The organism is Halorubrum sp. SP3 (assembly GCF_005435195.1).
Lineage (GTDB): Archaea > Halobacteriota > Halobacteria > Halobacteriales > Haloferacaceae > Halorubrum > Halorubrum sodomense.
Genome location: NZ_SGTU01000175.1, coordinates 1 through 787, shown reverse-complemented (window position 1 = coordinate 787; position 787 = coordinate 1). Strand labels below are relative to the sequence as shown.

1 protein-coding gene and 1 pseudogene are annotated in these 787 nt (G+C 56.9%); one reads left to right on the top strand and one right to left on the bottom strand.

From position 1 onward, the window contains the following. The coding region (locus tag EXE42_RS16095) for a GNAT family N-acetyltransferase (protein WP_137706970.1) at nucleotides 1–451 on the top strand (451 nt) is incomplete at its 5' end. A gap of 34 nt (nucleotides 452–485) precedes the next feature. Here the strand turns inward: EXE42_RS16095 and EXE42_RS16090 are convergent. Beyond that, nucleotides 486–787, bottom strand: a pseudogene (locus EXE42_RS16090) (pyridoxal-phosphate dependent enzyme); the annotation flags it as partial.

Here is a 787-nt window from a genome sequence, read left to right as displayed (position 1 = left end):
TCTCCGAACAGTAGAAACGTCGTATCTCGAGACGGGAGGAACATTCGTAGTTGCCACCGTCGACGGCGAACAGTCATATATCGACCAATCAACTGAGACTGAGCAATCGGGGTACACACTATCGGACCTTACAACCTACGACGGGCTCCTCGTCGCAATGGGAGGGATTCTACCGAATCAAGCTGGTCACAGCGACGAACGAGATAGGCCCGGGGCCGCAGAACTACATCGAATGCGTGTCGCCCCACCGCAGCAACGACGGGGGTATGGGAAGCAAATTCTTCGTGAGCTTGAGCGGCGAGCTGCTGCTAATGGCTTTGAGACGCTTCTCGCGACGACGTCAACGCGACAATCGGCCGCGCTTGACTTCTATGCCGGGCAAGGGTATGAACAGACAGGGACCTCAACCGCCGGATCATACGAGCTCGTCCATTTTGAAAAGCAGCTGTAGTCAACGGACAGCGGCGGGTTCTTTGGGAGAAATCTCAGTCTGAGAGATCAAAGTGCTCCGCAGCCGTTTGCATGTCCTTATCGCCACGGCCACAGAGGTTCACAAGCAGTGTATCGTGGCGATCTTCCTCAGCCAGCTTCGCAGCCAACGCAAGCGCATGGGCTGGTTCTAGGGCAGGAATGATCCCCTCTGCTTCGCTCAGTTCACGGAAGGCAGCCAACGCCTCGTCATCGGAAACAGCGTGATACTCGGCCCGCCCCATTTCTTGGAGTGCGGCATGCTCGGGGCCAATCGCCGGATAGTCAAGCCCAGCCGAGATCGAGTGGTTGTCAGTCT